The following is a 17,554-nucleotide window of genomic DNA, read 5'->3' on the forward strand; positions in this document are numbered from 1 at the left end:
TGGGATGACAATAATTTATTATGAACTATAAAAACAACGAGCATAAAGAATACTCAAAGTGTTAAAAAAATATTTACTATTTTTCTTATTTTCATTTTTCTCATTTAATGTATATGCATCTATTTGGGATGATATAGTCACGTGTCTTAGCGATCCATGTAATTGCGGTCAAAGTGAGAGAACGGAAATTTGGAATAAGGATGGAGGCATCAATGCAAAGCCAAGAGGACCTTTTAAACCAGGCACATTATGTCCTCCTTGGAATAAAAGCGACGGTCGTAATAATGATACTTGTTTATTAAAATTTGATTACCCAGGTATATTTATCGGTTTTTTACTCAATAGATGTGCAGAAGAAGCTCCTGATAGTAGTTACTTTACTCCAAAAATTCGTATTAGAGTTCAAAGCTGTAATGCCATAGCTTGTTGGCACCAAAACTCTACTTTAAATTGGGATGGAGAATGTGTATTATGGCCTACAGGTTACGGTATACCTCTAACTAGAGTCTGTGCTAGAGTTGCCGTACCGGATATGCCTCCACCTCCCGGGATAAATGCCCCACCTTCCCCTGCAGATCCAGGTTATACCGATGGAGTACATCTCAATAAAGTCGGTTATACAGAAACTGATAATAAGATAATCGGTATAGACGGAAAAATAATTACTTTAAAACCTCCTAAACTTTGTGCTTATAGCGATCCTGGACTTGTTAACCTTGTTTCAGATTCTGGTGTACATCTTGATCCGATGGACTGGAATCCTAATCGTCAACCTCTTCATCACACTAACGAACTTAGCCCTATTGCAAAAGTATTAAAATTTTTAGTTGAAACGATAAAAGGAGTAAGTTTACCAAGTTTATTAGGGCAGCTTCTTGGTATGATAGATCAAAATTCAGAATTTATAAAAGTACTTCAATCAATACTTAATGCAATAGGAGAGATTTTTAATTTTTTTCCTGCTTTAATAATAAAAATTATTGAAGCACTTGGGTCATTAAACGGTGCTGTAGATAGCTATTCTTTTGGTTGTGTACAATTACCTTTAGGGCCTTTTCCACCACCATATTGTCCAAATTTAGATTATATTAGCACTAGTGCGAGTGCTCATAATGTATGTAGCATAAAAGATGCAAGCGGCCAGTTTGACCAATCTTCTACTAATCCGGCTTGTGTAGTACCATCTAATATTAATGTTAAAAACAATATTGTTAATAATACCATACGTGTTAGCTTTAGCAATCTTGTTCCGCTTTGCACGAGTTCTCGCTCTGACCTCAAAACTTGTGTAGAACCACGTAATATAGATTTTTCTTCAGCAAAAATTACTCATACTAATACGGCTTTTAAAGATTTAATTAAATCGTGTAAGAATACTTCAGGCAACACTCCATGTATTAATACAGAAATTTCTACGCCATGTAGTGTTACGGCTAACGGTTGTAATGAGGGATTTAGAATAGTATATTCGCAGAAAATTGGAAATGTAGAAACACCCAGCGATTACTACATAAGCGATATACCGGACTGTCCAAGTTCTAATTCAACTACCTGTCAAAAAGTGTGGGGAGTTAATATCGGTGAATTTAAGGATGTAAGCGTAAAATTTCCTGAGGTACAAAAGCAAGATACAACTAGCTTAATGCCTATAAAGACAGATGTCATCTTAAAAGACAACAACGGTAAAGATAGAAAGCTTTATGTCTCTATTAGTAATACCGAAGACGATAAGCAAAATCCTAATAATATTTGCTTATTTGAGTCCGGTAATTTAATAGATTGTGTACCGCGAGTAAATCATTCTTACAGCTTAGCTGCTTATGAATGTGCAAAGCAATATGCCGGAATTACCTGTACTAATAATAGCAATCCCAACGATGCTTATTATAAACCGCAATTCATTGCGTCAGTACAAGTAAGAGAAGGCGACAATATCATAGATGAAACAAGCACTCTTGTAACGCCGTTAGCATACGCCGGACCTCCACCTCCCAACCCCACTGACACAGAAAGCATAGTAATGCTTGCCGGTTATAAGTATAGTTCTTCCGTTGCGTTTATACCTAAAGATCCAAAGGAAGATAAATATATTGCTATGCCGTTTTCAGGAGAGAATGCTCTAAATCAGTTGACTATTCACGGTAAATATAAAGACGATAAAGCACCTTATGATAGTAATGGAAATCCTGACTCAAGTGCGGTATATTTAAAATATTTAGAATATATAAATGGTAAATATATCCAAGGTGGAACGCATGCCTGCTTGATGCCGAAAAATTTCCAACATTGTAACCCTATGCTGCGTCCTACTTTACCTGATGGATCACCTATGCCCGGTTACAATCATGACTCAATAAATTGTGTACTTGCTAAACTCAACAACAACGATACTATAAATTGTAAAGATTTTAAAAATAAATATAACGTTAAATATCCAAATCTTGGCTTATGTAAAAAAGATATAGATCTAACGCGCTGTACTCTAGAAGAAACAGTGTCAGGTCCAGGAAGAGGTATTACAATTTATACTTGCAATATAAATAAGATTCCGAGTAAATGCTATACCAATAACGATAAGGCTAATACTCCAATATGTGTTTTAAGTAGGGATTATACAGATAGAATCGAGCCGAAACCTAACATAGGACCAATATTAGTACCGGTAGATCCTTCAAAATATTATACAGTGACATATACAAAAGGAGATAACAATACTCCTCCTGAGCCGACATATAACGCTGAGACTGAGGATGTAAGAGATAAAACTTGGCAAGAGCTAAATCTTTGTGCTCCTATATTAGTACCTACTTGTGCTAAAATTCCTAGCACAGAGAAAGCTCCTTCCGGTAACAATCACGGTAATGCAGAATGGCCTGAAAGCGATATAGGAGAACTTGCAAAAGGAAAATGCCCGACGAATTGGATACCTATTGATCCTAATAAACCTTTAGAACGCCATTGTTTATCATATTTTGATAGAAAGGTTGTCGAGTTTGAACCTTTAGGCCACAATGTCGGCTGTAGAAAATTTAAAGGATTCCCCATAAAAGTTGATTATAACGACTTTCCATCAGACCAATTACTTGAGACCCCTTATAATCCGGTAACTCAAATAGGTGACTATATCTTCAACAAAAAACCGGTACCACATGGGAGCATTATGGCATTTCCAAAGGATGGAGCACTTATAACTGCAACAAATAAACCGGACAATACAATATTGCATACTGTAGAATTCAAAGTAACTTTAGATGCAATAATGGACGATATTGAGTATTTTGAAGTAAAAGATTTATGGTATGATGATTGCACATTAATATATGTCAACGACACAAAGTTACTTAGCTTCCCTACTAACATTGATTCTCTAGATGAGAAAAGGTACTGTAACAATGGAAATGACCAAGGTCAAGCATTACAAGCTAAAAATTTACCGATTGATATAAAGCGTTATTTAAAACAAGGAGAAAATACTATAAGATTCCAGCTAAGAGTTATGTTTGAGGGAGGACTATATTTCCACATGCAATATAAAATGAAGAGATAAATAAATGAGTTGGATTATTTTTTATACGGTAATCGCTGCTTTACTAATTCTCGATTTGAGAATAATACACAAAAACAATACCATAATGAGCTTTAAAGAAAGCGTACTTTTTAGTCTTTTCTATCTTGTAATAGCTTGTTTATTCGGTATCTATGTTTACTATAATACGGGGGCAGATCATGCTCGTGAATATTATACTTGCTTTCTCATTGAGAAAGCTATGTCACTTGATAATATTTTTGTTATCTCTATTATTTTCCAATTTTTTAAAATTCCCTGGCAATATCAACATCGTGTTTTATTTTTCGGTATAATAGGCGTAATAATATTCAGAGCTGTAATGATTTACGGCGGTATTATTCTTATAAATAAATTTGCCTGGTTATTATATATTTTTGCCGTAATACTTATTGCTACAGGTATAAAAACTTTCTATGTATCACATAAAACTTTTGATATACAGAATTCTTATATTTACAAGTCAATAATAAAAAATCTAAATATTACCCCTAACCTTGAAGGGAATAAATTTATTGTTAAACGTAATAACAAACTATATTGCACCCCCCTTTTTATATCTCTAGTACTGATAGAAGCAATAGATTTAGTCTTTGCTATAGATAGTATACCAGCAATATTCGCAATTACTAATGATGTTTATATAATTTATACTTCAAATATTTTTGCTATTTTAGGGCTTAGAGCGTTATTCTTTTGTTTAGCAGAAATTGTAGAACGTTTCAGTTATATAAAATATTCTTTGGCTTTAATTTTAATATTTATCAGCTTTAAAATATTTATTCATCATTATATAGCGATTCCGGAATATGTTGCGTTCACTGTAACTATGACTTTATTACTATTTGGTATAATTGCTTCCATAATTAGGAAAAATATGATTGACCATTAATAAAGGGGGTATATAATATTTTTTTATTTTTTAAGCAATTATAATGACTAAATTACTAAAATTATTTTTTATTACTATCATCATTTTTAATAACATTGCTTTCGCAAAAGAAACAGGGTTCTATATAGGAGTAGAAGGCGGAATAATTGAACCGGTCGTTAGTAAATTCCGACATAAACACTCAAATACCGAAATAATTTTAAAAAAATCAAGTATGTATAGTGGAAAAATAGGCTATATAATATATCCAAAGATAGCTATTGAATTCTCAGCAACTTATCAACCTAAATATAGTCTGCATTACGTATTACCTCAGCAAAATTTAAGTAATGGTCTCACTATTCCTAAAACCCCAGGTAATACTACCGTATTATCAAATCTATATATGCTAAATCTTATTTATGATTTAGAAAAAATAAAAACTTTCACACCTTTTGTAATACTTGGAGGTGGAATAGCACAAGTAAAAGTTAAGCCTACCTCTTCTAGGTGGAGTGTTATAAATAGCGATTATTTTAAAGTAAACAAAACTCATAAAAATTGTGTTGCTTGGCAAGCAGGTCTTGGAATTTCACAAGATGTAACTTCAAATTTAAGTATTGATGCAACTGCAAAATTACAAACGGCATATAGAGTAAGAATTAATTATGATACGCTTGATATGAAAACGGGGCAATTCGTGCCAACAAATCCTATCAAAAAAACTATAGCCGTTGGAGAATTTGGCATAGGATTTACTTATAGATTGCCATTTTAATAATTCTGTGAAATATTTATATGAAAGCTACAATGTCATCATCCAGCGGGATGACACGAATAATTCAACTATATAAGGGAAAAATATGTCTCCAAAAGCTACTAACTCTTCTTCTACCCCTAACGGTCATGATAAGATGGCAAAAAAAACACATTCCGCACAATCCGTTGTTAACGGTGCGGTTTCAGATCATAACACTTATGATGAAATACCGTATGAAAGCTACCCATATGCTCTTACACATCCTTATCACTTAAGTACACTTGCAACTCTTTTCGGTGTAAATGCTCCTGAAGTCGAGAATGCAAAAATATTAGAGCTTGGTTGTGCAGCAGGCGGTAATTTAATACCACATGCAGTTCTTTATCCAAAAGCTTATTTTGTTGGGGTTGATTTGTCTAAGGTACAAATTGACGAAGCAAATAAAAATGTTAAAGCACTAGGATTAAAAAATATAGAGTTCCATCATTGTTCGATAACTGATATTAACGATTCTTTCGGTAAGTTTGATTATATAATTTGCCATGGCGTAATTTCTTGGGTACCAAAAACCGTTAGAGATAAAATTTTTGAAGTTTGTAATAAAAATCTTAGTCCAAACGGAATAGCATATATTAGCTATAATACCCTCCCTGGCTGGAATATGGTCCGTACTATTAGAGATATGATGATGTATCATTCTAGCTCATTTGCAAATGTACGGGATAGAATAGCTCAATCTAGATTGTTACTAGAATTTGTTAAGGATAGCTTAGAAAACTCTAAAACTCCTTATGCAGAAGCATTAAAAACCGAAGCAGGGCTACTTGCTAAACAAACCGATCATTATTTACGTCATGATCATCTAGAAGAAGAAAATGCTCAATTCTACTTCCATGAATTTATGAATGAAGCAAGAAAGCACAATTTACAATATTTAGCCGATTGTAATCTTTCGACTATGTATCTCGGTAATATGCCGCCGAAAGTAGTAGAGCAGTTAAAAGCGGTAAACGATATAGTTAGAACCGAACAATATATGGATTTCATTACGAATCGTCGTTTTAGAACCACTTTACTATGTCATAGTGATGTGAAAATTAATAGAAATATTAACAATGATGATATAACGAAATTTAATATAATCTTTAATATAGTGCCTGAAAAACCACTCAAAGAAATAGATCTTAATAATGCTTCCGAAAATTTAAAATTCTTCTTAAACGGCAATCAAGACTCTAACTTAACAACTAGTTCGCCTTATATGAAAGCTATTTTATACACTTTCAGCGAAAATCTAAATAATCCGTTAAGCTTTGAGAAAATAACCACTGAAGCTAATAAAAAGCTACATAATACTAAATTAAACGAAATCAAAGCTGAGCTTTTAAATAATGCAATGAAGCTAGTACTACAAGGTTATATTAGTATTACAAATCAGAAGCATCGAAATAACCCTGAGCTTGATAAGCCTAAAACAACAAAAATGGTGATACATCAAGCAACCCATACACCTTCTATGTGGGTTACAAATTTAAAACATGAACCGATCGGCGTTAATTTCTTTGAGAAGTTTGCACTTAGATATATGGATGGTAAACATGATAAAAAAGCAATCATTGAGGCTGTACTTGGTCATGTAGAAAAAGGCGAGCTAACTTTAAGTAAAGAAGGTCAAAAAGTAGAAAACAAGGAAGAAATACGCAAAGAACTAGAAAGCTTATTTATTCCGATGATCAAGAAATTTTCTTCTAATGCTTTGTTGGTGTAGCCAATTTGCACTCTGTCATACCGTGGTCTTGCCACGGTATCCATGATACTAAACAAAAATTATTTATTGATTCTCCTACGCCAATGGCGTATAATTATTATGAGTAAAAAACTGATTTCAGTTGTTGAGCTTCCAGAGTTTCAAAAATTCGCTCAGAATAATTTAAATAAAAAAGAATGCTTTGAAATAATACATTACATTGCTGCTAATCCTGACCAAGGTGATATAATAAAAGGCACTGGAGGTATAAGAAGAAAGTTACGATTTACTTATAAGTAGTAATAATAAAGGTAAAAGTGGCAGTATAAGAATAATTTATTTTTACTACAATGAAAATATGCCGGTATTTTTAATAACCGGTTTTATAAAAAGTAAGATGGAAAATATTAATCATAATAGTTGTAATGAATTAAAAAAACTAACTGAAGAATTGGAAAATTATATGTCGGACGAGGCAAAAATAAATAATAAAAATACTAATCAAACCGACAAAAGTATATTAATTGGAATGCAAGAGGCTGTTTTATATACTAAAGGAAAATTAAAAGCAAATAAACATGATATAAAATTATCTAATATAGACGTGCATGAAGCAAGAGATAAGTTAAAATTAACACAACAACAATTTGCTACAACATTTGGAGTGAGTGTTGCAACTTTAAGAAACTGGGAACAAGGCAGAAGATTACCTACCGGAGCTGCAAAATTACTTCTTAAGATTATTGAGAAAGAACCTAATGTTGTAAAACGAGTTTTACGAGGATAAAATAGAGATACGACACAACCTATATAAACACCATGCCTATATTTTTTTATTTATTTGCAACATTAATAACTATCAGTAGCGTATGCGTTGTCTTAAGCAAAAATTCCGTATATTCGGTATTATGGTTAATTTTTGCATTTATCAACGGTGCAGGGCTTATGATTTTGCTTGGAGCAGAATTTTTAGCTATGATGCTGATAGTGATTTATGTTGGAGCTGTAGCAGTATTATTCTTATTTGTGATAATGATGCTAGATATGCATTTTAATAAGACAATAACGCAACTAAAAGCAAATCTAGCTTTAAGTATTTTTATAGCTTTGATTATGTTTGCCGATTTAGTAATAATTATTTTACTTGGTACTAAAAATATTAATTTCAACTCCAATGTATCGTTTACCATAACAAATAATATCTCAAATACTAAAGCAATAGGAGGCGTACTCTACACAGACTTTATGCTACCGTTTCAAATGGCGGGCCTTATATTATTTGTCGCTATGATTGCATGTATTACGTTAACACTAAAGAAGCGTGAGGGAGTAAAACGTCAAGATATATCAAAACAACTACGTCACAATAAAGAAAATACCGTATTAATGACAAAGCCTATTCTAAATAAAGGTGTTGAGAATATTAAATATGAATGAATATATTTCGCTTAATCATTATTTAATCTTAAGCAGCTTAGTTTTTACTATCGGAATGTTTGGATTATTTATGCATCGCAAAAATATTATCAATATATTAATGTCTATTGAGTTAATGCTGCTTGCAGTTAACATAAATTTTGTTGCATTTTCCATATATATGCAAGAATTATCGGGACAAATTTTTAGTATTATAATCTTAACCGTAGCAGCTGCCGAAACCTCAATCGGGCTTGCAATATTACTAATATATTTCCGTAATAAAGGCTCCATTGAAATTACTGACATTAATCAGATGTGGGGATAATGATGTATCAAAATATTTGCATAATGATCATCATGTTACCGCTTGCATCTAGCATAATAAACGGGTTATTCTTAAGGGTAATAGACAAAAAATTAGCGCAAGTAATTGCAACCGGCTTTTTATCTTTATCTGCCTTATTCTCATTAATAATATTTTGCGATACAGGCTTAGACGGGAATATAATCCATATTAAATTATTACCATGGATTGAGGTTGGAACTTTTAAAGTAAATTGGTCGATTTATATCGATCAGCTAACTAGCATAATGTTTATAGCCGTAACATGGGTGTCAAGCATCGTGCATATCTACTCGCTTGGCTATATGGCCGAAGATAAGGGGATTATACGCTTCTTGTCTTTTCTTTCTTTATTCACTTTTTTTATGTTAATGCTAGTATCTAGCGATAATTTCTTACAGTTATTTTTCGGTTGGGAGGGCGTCGGCGTTTGCTCATATTTACTAATAGGTTTTTGGTATTCAAAAGAATCAGCCAATAAAGCAGCGATTAAAGCTTTTATAATAAATAGAGCCAGCGATTTTGCTTTTATCTTAGGCGTAATAACGATTATTGTTTATTGTGGCTCAGCAAATTACAAAGATGTATTGTCATCTGCAGAATTATTATCTAATATAAAAATATTTTTACATTTTTCTATTCTAGACATTATTTGTTTATTATTATTCATCGGTTGTATGGGTAAATCTGCACAGATCGGTTTACATGTATGGCTTCCTGATGCGATGGAAGGACCGACTCCAGTATCTGCACTTATTCATGCAGCAACCATGGTAACGGCAGGAGTATTCTTAGTAGCACGCTGCTCGTATTTATTTGAATATAGCCCTTTAATTCTACAATTTATTACGATTATCGGCGGTGTTACTTGTCTTTTTGCTGCAAGCATTGCTATTATGCACAGCGATATCAAGAAGATTATTGCTTACTCAACTTGCAGTCAGCTTGGTTATATGTTCATGGCGTGCGGAGTATCTGCCTATAATAGCGGAATATTTCACTTAGTAACTCATGCCTTTTTTAAGGCCTTATTATTCTTATCAGCCGGCAGCGTAATACATGCCGTTCACGAGCAGGATATTTTTAAAATGGGTGATTTAAGAAATAAAATGCCGGTAACTTATGGCAACTTCTTAATCGGCTCACTTGCACTAATAGGGATTTATCCTTTGGCAGGATTTTACTCTAAAGACTCGATTTTAGAAGCGGCTTATAGTAGCGGCTCGTTTATGTTTATTTTTGGAATAGCAGCAGCAATACTTACCGCTATTTATTCAATGAAGATTATTATGTTGGTATTTCATGGCAAAACTAAGCTAGAAAAAGATGTTTTTGAGCATGCTCACGAACCGGCTAAAGTAATGAATAATCCACTTATATTACTTGTCGTCGGGAGCTTTTTTAGCGGTATGATCGGCTATTATTTACTTGCTATGGACAAACCAAACGGTTATTTCCATGCAAGCCTATTTAATTTACATATTTATAAATTACTAATTAGCCACCCGCCTTTATATATTAAGCTACTACCTATGGCAGTCGGTATAGTGGGAATTGTTACTGGGATTTACTTATATAAGTCAAGTACTGTTATGTCATTCCCGCAAAAGCGGAAATCCAGTAAAAATATTAAAAACGCCTGGATCCTGCGGTCAAGCCGCGGGATGACACCCCTTGTATTAATTTCCAACATATTACGCAATAAATATTACTTCGATGAAATATATAATTGCTTAATTGTGAAACCTATTAACTGTTTAGCTTCTTTATTTTATCTTGGCGATCAGCAAATAATCGATCGTTTTGGACCAAACGGTTTTTCACGAGTCGTTAATTGCTTTAGCGTTCTTACCGGCAAAATACAAACAGGATATGTTTTTAATTATGCTTTGTATATAGTATCATTTATTGTTGTAACAATTAGTTATTTTGTTTGGAAAAACATAATGTACTGATGTTATTTGCGTTAAAAACTAAAACCGTCATTGCGAGCGAACGTAAAGAGCGTGGCAATCTCATAAAATAATAACAAATTCCTGAGATTGCTTTGTCAATTACTTCGTAATTTGCTTCACAATGACGGAACAAAACTCATAAAATCTTAAAGAATGTTAGAATTACCTATTATATCTATCAGTATTTTTCTGCCGCTAATAAGCGTGCTATATATTTTGCTGTTTATTAGTCAAAGTAAAAAAGCAGATAAACCGATATATGTAATGTATGTTGCAGTGCTTAGTTCTGTTTTAACATTCATCTCAACTATCTATATTTTAATAGAGTTTGACTCCTCAAACCCCGCTTATCAATTCGTTGAACGCTACGCTTGGCTTGATAAGATCGGGCTTGAATTCCATGTAGGCGTTGACGGTATATCAATACTTTTTGTGGTTCTAACTTCTTTTCTTACTCTTATTTGTATAATTGGAAGCTTATTTACCGTTAAAAAATATATTAAAGAATATTTGGTATGTTTCTTATTAATGGAATCTTTTTGTATAGGGGCATTTACCTCGGTAAATTTACTATTATTTTATCTGTTTTTTGAAGCAATATTAGTGCCGATGTATATTATTATCGGCGTATGGGGTGGCAAGAATAGAATATATGCGGCTCTTAAATTCTTCTTATACACGTTCTTTGGTTCTGTATTTTTCCTACTTTCATTAATTTATATTTATAGCAAAATGCATAGCTTTGATTTAACCTATATCTTTCAGCTTACCGATAATATTCCATTATTTGCTCAGCAAATTTTATGGTGGGCTATATTTATTGCTTTTGCCGTTAAAATCCCTATTATTCCTTTTCATACTTGGCTACCCGATGCACACGTACAAGCTCCAACCAGCGGTTCGGTTATTCTTGCCGGTATTTTGCTAAAACTCGGCGGTTACGGTTTTTTAAGAGTATTACTACCTCTATGTCCGAGTGTATCACAAGAATTTGCAATTTACGTAATTTACCTTAGCGTTATTGCTATAATATATGCATCACTCGTTGCGCTTGCTCAAAAAGATATGAAGAAGATGATAGCATATTCATCTATTGCACATATGGGATATGTTACGATAGGTATTTTTAGCTTTACTAAAGCCGGAGTTAGCGGAGCAATATTTCAGATGCTTAGCCACGGTGTGATTTCTTCATGTCTATTCTTAATAGTCGGTACTTTGTACGAAAGATTACATACAAAAGAAATAGCTAAATATGGTGGTGTAGCAAGTAAAATGCCGGTGCTTGCCGCATTTTTTATGATTGCAATGCTCGGCTCTGTCGGGTTACCCGGAACTAGTGGATTTATTGGAGAATTTTTAAGCCTGCTTGGGATTTATAAGGTGAATGTAGTAGCAACCTTTATAGCAGCTCTTGGCATAATCTTCGGGGCGGTTTATATGCTGAAATTATACAAAGAAGTAATGCTCGGTGAAATTACCAATAAAGAAATTATGCATTTCAGAGATTTATATAAATACGAAATAATCTCAATAGCTCCTTTAATATTATTAATTATTTACTTTGGTCTAATGCCGAGTTCTATTTTAAATGTATTTAGCTTATCGGTGGAAAATTTGCTGGTAAAATTTTAATTGCTTACAAAAAATATAAATGCTACTCTAATTATAGAACTTAAAAGTGAGATTTATATGAAAAATAGCAAAAGAACCTAAAAAATAAACCATGAATTAAATAACGCAACTAAAAAACTAGGTCAAGAAGCTAATAAGGTAACAGGCATAGATATAAGTCATGTGGTAAATCCTGATGCATCAGATCATAAAGAAGCTTGAAGAGATGCTCGTGAGAAACTTGGAATTGGTCATAATAATCAACAAGATAATACAGAATTAACGGACCACACCAGAAGAGCATAATGAAAATTAAATTTATTAAAAAGCAACAGCTGTAATACCGTGGCTTGACCACGATATCTAGTAAAATTATTAGTATTTTGAATTGCTTTTATATGGATACCGTGGTCAAGCTACGGTATAACAAGGACATGCTGTCACTTCATCAATTACAATTTAAAAACTTATTTGATCTAAATATTACTTTTCTTCCTTCTTCTATAACATATATAAAAGGAGCTAACGGTTGTGGGAAAAGCTCGTTGCTACGAATGATAGCAGGAATTATGCAACCAAGTAGCGGTCATATCTACTATAGAAACTGTAATATTAACAATATCGCTAAACTTTACTGCACTTATATCGGTCATAATTTAGGTCTAAAATCAGAAATGACTGTTTTTGAGAATCTAAAATTTTGGTCAGAAATTTATAATTCCGCTGCAACCGTATATGCTGCTATTCATTACTTCAAATTACACGACTTATTAGATAAAAAATGCTATAGTTTGTCTAGCGGAATGCAGAAAATCGTAGCCATAGCAAGGCTTATTGCTTGCCAATCTGACTTATGGCTGCTTGATGAAGTTGAAACTAACTTAAGCAAAGAAAATAGGGCTTTACTCAATAATCTAATTGTCATGAAAGCAAATAGCGGCGGTATTGTTCTTCTATCCTCTCATCTAGAAAGCTCTATAAAATCTGCACAGATATTACGGATTGATTAATTATTATTGTTTTGCGTATTTTTATAAATCTCCCAATGTACAATAAAAAATATAAGACTAACTATAATCCAAATTGAACAATTAATTATTGTACTTACAGCATGTGTTTTAGTAACTTTATATATTATTCTTATAACTAATTCTCTTGTCTTCTAGCTCTTTTGGAGGCTTTTAATTGTTCATATAAATCCTTATCATATGATTTTAGCTTTAAATATTGCTCATTAGTACTATTATGAGTTCCTCTTATTCCAGTAGGAATATAGTTTTTTAGTTTTTATAATTAAGAGAATAAAAGTCAAAAAAAAGAAAAGCAATAATTACATTACAAAGGTTTATGAAATCTCGAATGCAAGGTTCGAATTTTCATGATATATTTTTTTAATTTAACTTTTTTGAAATGAACCTATTAACAGAATCACAATAGCATAATATACGTATATATTCCGAATAAATGAAGAGTAATTAAACGAGTATATTACCTATACTCGTAATCTTTGTGTAGTTTACTAGCGAGTGCCTGTTCCCATCTATCGCCATTTTGCAGTAATCTTTCCTTATCGTAAATAAGTGCGGTATGAGTTAGACTTGCAAACTCAAAATTAGGACCTTCAACTATTGCATCTACAGGGCAAGCTTCCTGACATAATCCGCAATAAATGCATTTTGTCATATCTATATCATAACGAGTAGTACGCCTGCTGCCGTCTTCTCGTTCGTCCGCTTCAATTACTATCGCTTGTGCCGGACAAATCGCCTCACAGAGTTTGCACGCAATGCAGCGTTCTTCACCGTTTTCATAGCGACGCAGGGCATGTTCACCCTTAAATCTTGGACTAATAGGGCTTTTTTCATAAGGATAATTTATGGTAACTTTGGGCTTAAAGAAATACTTTAAAGTCAAAACCATCCCCCTTACTATCTCATATAGAAAAAACGATTTTAAATAGTTTATCATAAAAATTATATATTAAAGATCGATGTATTGCTGCGGGGCATCACCCGCATGGATACCGAGTTGTCATTGCGAACAGCCGTAGGCTGCGTGGCAATCTCATCAAATATCCTGAGATTGCTTCGTCAATTACTTCGTAATTTCCTCGCAATGACGGGTAAACCGATCAAGCAACAATGATAATAACACCTAAATACTCGGTAAATTATCTGTATAAACAAGCACACTTGATACTAACACTACCCAAAATAAAGTTAGAGGTAAAAATACTTTCCAACCAAGTCGCATTAATTGATCATAGCGATATCTTGGTAAGGTCGCTCTAATCCATAAAAAACAAAATAATAAGAATCCGACCTTAAATACAAACCAAAAGAACCCCGGAATACAATCTAACCACGATATATTAAAGGGCGGCAAGTAACCTCCTAAAAAGAAAGTCGTAGTCATTGCACTAACTAATATCATATTAGCATATTCACCTAGAAAAAATAAAGCAAATCCCATAGAGGAATATTCAACATTATAGCCAGCAACTAACTCCGATTCTGCTTCAGGTAAATCAAAAGGTAATCTATTTGTTTCGGCAAGCACCGAGATAAAAAACACGACACCCATAGGTAGTAGCATTAAATCAATCCACCACGGCATTGTTCTTTGTGCTTCAATGATCCCACTTAAATTGAGAGTACCGTTAGTAAGTAGCACGGTAATAATAACCAGCCCCATCGACATTTCATAAGAAATCATTTGGGCAGAGGAACGTATAGCTCCTAAAAAAGCATATTTTGAGTTACTAGCCCAACCAGCAATAATAATGCCGTAAACACTTAAAGAAGAAATAGCAAGAATATATAAAACACCTACATTAATATCTGCCAGAACTACGCCCTTTGCAAAGGGTATAACTGCCCAACCGATTAAACTTAATATAAAAGTTATCATCGGTGCTAAAATAAATAATATTTTATCGGAATTGGTTGGAATGATCGGCTCTTTGAATAAGAGCTTAACCGCATCGGCAATAGGCTGAAGTAATCCAAACGGACCGACAACGTTAGGTCCTCGTCGAAGCTGCATTAATCCAATAACACGACGCTCTGCATATGTTAAATACGCAACGCACAATATTAAAGGGATAGTAATTGCAACTACCTTTAGAGCGATGATAATTAACGGAAAAATATATTCAAAAAAGAGTTCTAGCATGGTTGTACTCTTATTATATCATTCCCGCAAAAGTGAGAATCCAGCTTTTGCAGGAATGACATACGGGGTGAGAATAGCATATTTTTCATCATGCCACCTCCTCGTCTCTTGCTTCCTTAGCCTCAACGCACTTAGCCATAGTGACCGAATTTTTACTAATCACGTCAGTCATATAATAATTAATAGGTTCTGCAGTTATAGGCTCTTTTGATAACTTATCTTTAGAGCTAAACTTACTAAATTTATTTTCTATAATTCTATCAATACTAGCAAATACCTTATATTCTTTAGCAAGTCTTACTCTTACTTCTTGCAAATTATCCATTCCGATATCTATTTTTAGATAACCGGCAAGCTCTTTAATAATTTCTATATCTTCTTTAGCTACCCCTACAGGCGATACTGCTTTTTCTGCTATTTGCGGTCTACCTTCTAAATTTACGTAAATTCCGCTCTGCTCGGTATAAGCAGCCGCAGGTAAAATTACATCAGCACTGCTAGCACCTGCGTCCCCGTGATGTCCTTGATATATTATAAAAGTCGATTTCAGCTTATCAAATGGGATGGCGTCCGTTCCAAGTAAATAAGCGAGTTCCAACTCTTCGAGCTTAATAGGAGTATTAAAACCAATATCAAGACCGCCAACTATAGAAGCGTGATTATGCAATATATTAAAACCTTTCCAATCATCACGCATAATATTATATTCAGTCACTATCTTATGAATAAGCGACAATATAGCATATCCGTCATCTCTTGCATATACACCGTCACCTACTATAATCATCAGATATTTTGCTGCTTTTAAGGCTTTCGTAAACTCATGAGTACCAATGGCTAGCTCCTCAATAATCTTAATATCACTTCCTAAATCCTGAATTTTATAGGTTTGGTTATGCCCCCCACCTATTCTTGCTACTTTTAGTGAGTCGGCACGTACTCGCATACCTATTCTACTATTTAATACTGGAGCTATTTGCCTTGGATTTGCTCCGATTAGCAGACATAAATCAGCCTTTTCTATCCCTGCAATAGTAGTATTAAATAAATAATTACCTCGCTGCATGGTATCTAGTTTATAGTCAAACTGATTAACGCTGTAATTATTAGAGCCAAGCTTTTGCAATAATGTTTTTAACATAAACATTGCTTCGACAGAAGAGAGAGAACCAGCAATAGCAACAATCTTTTCTGGTTTTACGGATTTTATTTTATCCGCTACTGTCTTTAAAGCTTCACTCCAGCTAGCTTCTACTAACTTACCGTTTTTTCTGATATAAGGACGATCCAAGCGCTGATATTTTAAACCGTCATAACTAAAACGATTCTTATCCGAAAGCCACTCTTCATTTATTTCTTCATTAACACGAGGTAATATCCTCATTACCTCATCGCCTCTACTATCAATACGAATATTAGAGCCTTCGGCATCATGCACTCCAATGCTAGCGGTATGTTTTAGCTCCCATTTACGAGCTTTAAAAGCATAAGGCTTAGAGTTCAAAGCACCGACGGGACAAATATCGATCATATTACCGGAAATTTCGGAATCTAAAGTTTGCTCTAAATATGAAGTTACTTCAATGTGTTCTCCACGGTGAATAGCTCCTATTTCCTCTATTCCCGCTATATCGCTCGCAAATCTAATACATCTTGTGCATTGTATGCATCTAGTCATCGCTGTTTTAATCAACGGTCCCATATATTTATCTTTAATAGATCTCTTATTTTCGTGGAATCTATTAGTACCTTTGCCGTATCTGAAAGCCTGATCCTGTAAATTACACTCTCCGCCCTGATCACAAATAGGACAATCTAAAGGATGGTTAATCAGTAAAAACTCCATCACCCCTTCACGTGCTTTTTTTACCATCGGCGTATCGGTATGAATAACCATACCGTTACTTACCGGCATAGCACAAGAAGCTATAGGCTTTGGTGATTTTTCCATTTCAACCAAGCACATACGGCAATTACCAGCAATTTTTAGACGCTGATGATAACAAAAATGAGGGATTTCTTTTCCTGCTTGTGTACAGGCTTGATAAACGGTGCTACCTTCTGATACTTCTATTTCAGAACCGTCTACGTTCAGCTTTATCATTT

At 33.7% G+C, this 17,554-nt stretch carries 14 protein-coding genes; 11 read left to right on the top strand and 3 right to left on the bottom strand.

Annotation, left to right across the window (positions count from 1 at the left end):
- The first annotated feature begins 58 nt into the window (after positions 1 to 58).
- The 11 genes from RC_RS06025 to ccmA all read left to right on the top strand — a co-directional run bounded on the left by RC_RS06025 (position 59) and on the right by ccmA (position 13,284).
- Positions 59 to 3,547, top strand: coding sequence for a hypothetical protein (locus tag RC_RS06025; RefSeq protein WP_010977783.1), 3,489 nt, complete (start codon positions 59 to 61; stop codon positions 3,545 to 3,547).
- 4 nt (positions 3,548 to 3,551) lie between these two features.
- Complete coding sequence (locus tag RC_RS06030; protein WP_010977784.1) at positions 3,552 to 4,457, top strand: TerC/Alx family metal homeostasis membrane protein; 906 nt, start codon at positions 3,552 to 3,554, stop codon at positions 4,455 to 4,457.
- Positions 4,458 to 4,500: 43 nt separating this feature from the next.
- Entirely contained in the window at positions 4,501 to 5,214 is a 714-nt protein-coding gene (locus RC_RS06035; protein ID WP_010977785.1) for an outer membrane protein, read from the top strand.
- An 85-nt stretch (positions 5,215 to 5,299) separates the two neighbouring features.
- Positions 5,300 to 6,964 carry a methyltransferase regulatory domain-containing protein gene (locus tag RC_RS06040; protein ID WP_010977786.1) on the top strand — a complete coding sequence of 555 codons (1,665 nt, stop codon included), beginning with the start codon at positions 5,300 to 5,302 and terminating at the stop codon, positions 6,962 to 6,964.
- Positions 6,965 to 7,006: 42 nt separating this feature from the next.
- Positions 7,007 to 7,243 (top strand): hypothetical protein, encoded by a 237-nt coding sequence (locus RC_RS09975; RefSeq protein WP_010977787.1) that lies wholly within the window; start codon positions 7,007 to 7,009, stop codon positions 7,241 to 7,243.
- A gap of 34 nt (positions 7,244 to 7,277) precedes the next feature.
- Positions 7,278 to 7,730 (top strand): helix-turn-helix domain-containing protein, encoded by a 453-nt coding sequence (locus RC_RS09980; protein ID WP_233417478.1) that lies wholly within the window; start codon positions 7,278 to 7,280, stop codon positions 7,728 to 7,730.
- Positions 7,731 to 7,762: 32 nt separating this feature from the next.
- The gene (locus RC_RS06055) at positions 7,763 to 8,380 is read left to right on the top strand and encodes an NADH-quinone oxidoreductase subunit J (RefSeq protein ID WP_010977789.1); all 618 of its coding nucleotides are present in this window, start codon (positions 7,763 to 7,765) and stop codon (positions 8,378 to 8,380) included.
- On the top strand, positions 8,373 to 8,687 hold the full coding sequence (gene nuoK / locus RC_RS06060) for an NADH-quinone oxidoreductase subunit NuoK (protein ID WP_016830967.1): 315 nt from the start codon (positions 8,373 to 8,375) through the stop codon (positions 8,685 to 8,687). The genes RC_RS06055 and nuoK overlap by 8 nt, the downstream gene beginning before the upstream one ends.
- A complete protein-coding gene (gene nuoL, locus RC_RS06065) occupies positions 8,687 to 10,660 on the top strand; it encodes an NADH-quinone oxidoreductase subunit L (RefSeq protein ID WP_041471749.1) in 1,974 nt (657 codons plus the stop codon). Before nuoK ends, nuoL begins: the two co-directional genes overlap by 1 nt.
- 153 nt (positions 10,661 to 10,813) lie before the next feature.
- The gene (locus tag RC_RS06070; RefSeq protein WP_010977792.1) at positions 10,814 to 12,295 is read left to right on the top strand and encodes an NADH-quinone oxidoreductase subunit M; all 1,482 of its coding nucleotides are present in this window, start codon (positions 10,814 to 10,816) and stop codon (positions 12,293 to 12,295) included.
- 413 nt (positions 12,296 to 12,708) lie between these two features.
- Positions 12,709 to 13,284: a heme ABC exporter ATP-binding protein CcmA gene (gene ccmA, locus RC_RS06075; protein WP_016830969.1), complete on the top strand. Its 576-nt coding sequence runs from the start codon at positions 12,709 to 12,711 to the stop codon at positions 13,282 to 13,284.
- A gap of 478 nt (positions 13,285 to 13,762) precedes the next feature.
- On the opposite strand, the gene nuoI is transcribed toward ccmA, so the two are convergent.
- The 3 genes from nuoI to nuoG form a co-directional block, all read right to left on the bottom strand.
- Positions 13,763 to 14,242 carry an NADH-quinone oxidoreductase subunit NuoI gene (gene nuoI, locus RC_RS06080; RefSeq protein ID WP_010977794.1) on the bottom strand — a complete coding sequence of 160 codons (480 nt, stop codon included), beginning with the start codon at positions 14,240 to 14,242 and terminating at the stop codon, positions 13,763 to 13,765.
- A 186-nt stretch (positions 14,243 to 14,428) separates the two neighbouring features.
- Positions 14,429 to 15,448 carry an NADH-quinone oxidoreductase subunit NuoH gene (gene nuoH, locus RC_RS06085; protein WP_010977795.1) on the bottom strand — a complete coding sequence of 340 codons (1,020 nt, stop codon included), beginning with the start codon at positions 15,446 to 15,448 and terminating at the stop codon, positions 14,429 to 14,431.
- An 88-nt stretch (positions 15,449 to 15,536) separates the two neighbouring features.
- A complete protein-coding gene (nuoG, locus tag RC_RS06090; RefSeq protein ID WP_041471777.1) occupies positions 15,537 to 17,552 on the bottom strand; it encodes an NADH-quinone oxidoreductase subunit NuoG in 2,016 nt (671 codons plus the stop codon).
- Between the last annotated feature and the right edge of the window lie 2 nt (positions 17,553 to 17,554).

The sequence above is a fragment of the Rickettsia conorii str. Malish 7 genome, from assembly GCF_000007025.1.
Lineage (GTDB): Bacteria > Pseudomonadota > Alphaproteobacteria > Rickettsiales > Rickettsiaceae > Rickettsia > Rickettsia rickettsii.

Excerpts from the sequence above, each read along its gene's own strand:
- RC_RS06030 (WP_010977784.1), top strand. The coding sequence starts at position 3,552 with ATGAGTTGGATTATTTTTTATACGGTAATCGCTGCTTTACTAATTCTC.
- RC_RS06035 (WP_010977785.1), top strand. The coding sequence starts at position 4,501 with ATGACTAAATTACTAAAATTATTTTTTATTACTATCATCATTTTTAAT.
- RC_RS06040 (WP_010977786.1), top strand. The coding sequence starts at position 5,300 with ATGTCTCCAAAAGCTACTAACTCTTCTTCTACCCCTAACGGTCATGAT.
- RC_RS09975 (WP_010977787.1), top strand. The coding sequence starts at position 7,007 with ATGATACTAAACAAAAATTATTTATTGATTCTCCTACGCCAATGGCGT.
- RC_RS06055 (WP_010977789.1), top strand. The coding sequence starts at position 7,763 with ATGCCTATATTTTTTTATTTATTTGCAACATTAATAACTATCAGTAGC.
- nuoK (WP_016830967.1), top strand. The coding sequence starts at position 8,373 with ATGAATGAATATATTTCGCTTAATCATTATTTAATCTTAAGCAGCTTA.
- nuoL (WP_041471749.1), top strand. The coding sequence starts at position 8,687 with ATGATGTATCAAAATATTTGCATAATGATCATCATGTTACCGCTTGCA.
- RC_RS06070 (WP_010977792.1), top strand. The coding sequence starts at position 10,814 with ATGTTAGAATTACCTATTATATCTATCAGTATTTTTCTGCCGCTAATA.
- ccmA (WP_016830969.1), top strand. The coding sequence starts at position 12,709 with ATGCTGTCACTTCATCAATTACAATTTAAAAACTTATTTGATCTAAAT.
- nuoI (WP_010977794.1), bottom strand. The coding sequence starts at position 14,242 with ATGATAAACTATTTAAAATCGTTTTTTCTATATGAGATAGTAAGGGGG.
- nuoH (WP_010977795.1), bottom strand. The coding sequence starts at position 15,448 with ATGCTAGAACTCTTTTTTGAATATATTTTTCCGTTAATTATCATCGCT.
- nuoG (WP_041471777.1), bottom strand. The coding sequence starts at position 17,552 with ATGATAAAGCTGAACGTAGACGGTTCTGAAATAGAAGTATCAGAAGGT.